The following is a 3,507-nucleotide window of genomic DNA, read 5'->3' as shown; positions in this document are numbered from 1 at the left end:
GGTGCGGGTCATGGCCAGATGGACCGGGCTTTCCGCTTGGCCGTGCTCGGCCTGACGCGCTGACAGGACCAGGAGGAAACTCGCCAGCTTCTCCACCGGCGCCAGCCGGCCCAGGATGAGCTGGCTGTCGCGCGCCTGACGCAGCGCGATCCGGGTCATCTGGTTCAGGCGGAGCTGCAGGCGGGGATAGCGCTCCATCAGCCGGTCCATCTCGGCCACCGGGAAGCCGCACAGGACCGAATCGACCACGGCCTCGGCCGTCTGGTCGTAGCTGCTCTCGTCGCCCAGCCCCAGATAGTCGCCCGGCAGCAGGAAGGCCGTGATCTGGCGGCGCCCGTCGGGCAGCATGGTGTAGAGCCGCAGCATGCCGGAGGTCAGGGTGAAGACCCGACGGCGCGGCTGCCCCTCCTCGACCACGGTCTGCTGCGCGCCGATGCGGGTCGAGACCATGATCGCCTGGAGCGCGCCCAGCTCATGGTCCTCCAGCGCAGCACAGACCGCCTGCCGGCGCACCACGCAATCGAGGCAGACCCCGCACGGTTCGCGGTGGCTCCGCCCGCCGGCCGCCGCCTGCCCCTGCGCCTGTGCCACGTCCTCTCCTTCCCACCTTCCGCACGGATCCTACCTAGGCGGCCGCGGCCTGGGCGCAAAGCGGCCACTGCTCGGACGCAATGGCGCAGCGTAGCCATTCCGGCAGCCATGTGTCACCACCCCGCAGCAGTCACGGACATAGCATCATCATTGATGTGCAGAACATCAGTTCTTATGTATCAGCCTCTGGACAGCGGTTGTGGAGCATCGATGATCACCGCAGCGCAGATGCGCGCCGCCAGGGCATTGCTCGGTATCGACCAGCGGCAGCTCGCCGAGCTGTCGGGGGTCTCGCTGCCGACGATCCAGCGGATGGAGGCGAGCGAGGGCACCGTGCGGGGCGTGGTCGACACGCTCACCAAGGTGATCCAGGCGCTCGACACCGCCGGCATCGAGCTCATTGGCGAGAACGCACCCAGCAACGGTCGGGGCCGGGGCGTGCGCTTGCGACATGCGCTCTGACCGGCGCCTGCCGCTCCTGACCAGTCTTTCCAGCGTGGGCCGTCGTCGGGCCGGCACCGACGATTGCGTGCCCCTGCCGCAGGGTTAGTTCCATGGCGACGTCGGCCAAGCCTACCAGTCCCAGCTTCAGCGAGCTGTTCACGCCCAAGCTCGTCACCGTGCTGCGCGAGGGTTACCGCCTGCCCGACTTCCGGGCGGACCTGATAGCCGGCCTCACCGTCGCCATCGTGGCCCTGCCCTTGTCGATGGCGATCGCGATCGCGTCGGGCGTCACGCCGGACCGCGGCCTGTACGCGGCGATCATCGGCGGGTTCATCGTCTCGCTGCTGGGCGGCAGCCGCTTCCAGATCGGCGGCCCGGCCGGCGCCTTCATCGTCCTGGTGGCCGCGACCACACAGACCTATGGCGTCGACGGCCTCCTGCTCGCGACCTTCCTGTCCGGCATCATGCTGCTGGCCATCGGCCTGCTGCGCCTGGGCACCTTCATCAAGTACATCCCCTACCCGGTCACGGTCGGCTTCACCGCCGGGATCGCGGTCATCATCTTCGCCAGCCAGATCAAGGACCTGCTGGGCCTGACCCTGCCCCACGAGCCGGGCCCGCTGCTCGAGAAGCTGCCGGCACTGGGCCAGGCCTTGCCCACGGCCAACCCGGCGGCGATCGCGGTAGCGGTCCTGGCGATCGGCACGATCGTCCTGGTGCGGCGCTATCGGCCGAACTGGCCGGCCTTCCTGATCGCGGTCGCCCTAGCCTCGGTGGTGGCGGCCGGCTTCGGCCTGCCGGTCGAGACGATCGGAACCAGGTTCGGCGGCATCCCCCAGGCCCTGCCGGCACCGCAGCTGCCGGCCATCTCGCTGGAGCGGATCGTCGAGGTGCTGCCGGCGGCCATCGCGTTCACCCTGCTGGGCAGCATCGAGAGCCTCCTGTCCGCGGTGGTGGCCGACAGCATGACCGGGCGGCGGCACCGCTCCAATTGCGAGCTGGTCGCCCAGGGCCTCGCGAACATCGTCACGCCGCTGTTCGGCGGGATCTGCGTCACCGGCACGATCGCGCGTACCGCCACCAACGTTCGCGCCGGTGCCAGGGGCCCGGTCTCGGGCATGCTGCACGCCCTGTTCCTGCTGCTGTTCATGCTGGTCGCGGCACCGCTGGCGAGCTGGATCCCGCTCTCGGCCCTGGCCGGGCTGCTGGTGGTGGTCGCCTGGAACATGGCGGAGAAGCACGAGTTCGCCATCCTGCTGCGTTCGTCGCCGGGTGATGCCGTGGTGCTGGGCGCCACCTTCCTGCTCGTGGTGTTCCGCGACCTCACCGAGGGCATCCTGGTCGGGTTCGGCCTGGGCGCGCTCCTGTTCCTGCACCGCATGGCGCAGATGGTGCAGATCGAGCACCTGCAGCCGATGATCGAGGAGGACCGGGCCGACGAGCCCAGGCCAGTCGACCGCTACGACGCGGCGCTGGCCGCCGATGCGGATGTCGCGGTGTACCGGATCTCCGGCGCGTTCTTCTTCGGTACCGCCGCCAGCGTCGCCGCGGCGCTGGACCGGATCGGCCAGCACCCGCAGGCACATGTGATCGACTTCTCCGCGGTGCCGATCCTCGACTCGACGGCCGCCAACACGGTCGAGGGCTTCGTGCGCAAGGCACGGCGGCAGGGCGCGGTGGTCTACCTGACCGGCACCCGCCCGGCGATCCGGCGCGTGCTGCTGACCCATGGCGTCCGCCCGCCCAGGGTGCGCTTCAAGCCGACCATCGCCGAAGCGGTCGCGGCCGCCCACGCCAAGCTGGCCAAACCACCGGCCGATCCCGCCGTCCGGCCCGAGGCGGCCTGAGCCGGCCCGCCTGGACCACCGGCCCGGTCAGCCCGTCCGGGCGGGCGGCGCGCGGTTCGTGACCTGCCACGCACCACCCGCCGATCCTGCCAGCACGTGCGCGCTGTTGATCAGTGCCAGGTGGGAGAAGGCCTGGGGGAAGTTGCCAAGCTGGCGCCTTGCGTGCGGATCGTATTCCTCCGCCAGCAGGTGCAGGTCGTTGGCCAGCCCCGTCAGCCGCTCGAACAGGGCACGTGCCTCGTCGAGCCGGCCCATCGCGACATAGACGTCGCACAGCCAGAAGCTGCAGGCGAGGAACGCCCCCTCCTTGGGCGGCAGACCGTCCACCGCTTCCCTGGTGAGGTAGCGCAGCACTAGGCCGTCGCGCAGCAGTTCGCGCTCGATGCGGGCGACCGTGCCCTGGATGCGTGGGTCGTCGATCGGCAAAAAGCCCGTCAGCGGCATGAGCAGCAGGGCCGCGTCGACGCCGTCGGCGCCGTAATATTGCACGAAGCTGTTCTGCCGGGCGTCGTAGCCGCGGGTGCAGATGTCGTGGTGGATCTCCGCGCGGATCCGGCGCCACTCGTCGACCGGCCCTTCCAGGCCGAACTCCTCCACGCTCAGCACCATCGCGTGGAAGGCCAGC

General features: G+C 70.1%; 4 protein-coding genes. 2 read left to right on the top strand and 2 right to left on the bottom strand.

Annotation, left to right across the window (positions count from 1 at the left end):
* A partial coding sequence (locus VNS22_RS00200) for a Crp/Fnr family transcriptional regulator (protein WP_325728542.1) occupies window positions 1–591 on the bottom strand: 591 nt, incomplete at its 3' end.
* A gap of 210 nt (window positions 592–801) precedes the next feature.
* Here VNS22_RS00200 and VNS22_RS00195 point away from each other — a divergent pair.
* Both VNS22_RS00195 and VNS22_RS00190 read left to right on the top strand, forming a co-directional pair.
* Window positions 802–1,053, top strand: coding sequence for a helix-turn-helix transcriptional regulator (locus VNS22_RS00195; protein WP_325728541.1), 252 nt, complete (start codon window positions 802–804; stop codon window positions 1,051–1,053).
* 92 nt (window positions 1,054–1,145) lie between these two features.
* Entirely contained in the window at window positions 1,146–2,882 is a 1,737-nt protein-coding gene (locus VNS22_RS00190) for a SulP family inorganic anion transporter (protein ID WP_325728540.1), read from the top strand.
* Window positions 2,883–2,909: 27 nt separating this feature from the next.
* Here the strand turns inward: VNS22_RS00190 and VNS22_RS00185 are convergent.
* The coding region (locus VNS22_RS00185) for a glycoside hydrolase family 15 protein (RefSeq protein WP_325728539.1) at window positions 2,910–3,507 on the bottom strand (598 nt) is incomplete at its 5' end.

Origin of the sequence: Geminicoccus sp. (assembly GCF_035556675.1) — a bacterium.
GTDB lineage: Bacteria > Pseudomonadota > Alphaproteobacteria > Geminicoccales > Geminicoccaceae > Geminicoccus.
The sequence above is the reverse complement of the archived record's forward strand: the minus strand, read 5'-3'. Positions and strand labels throughout refer to the sequence as shown.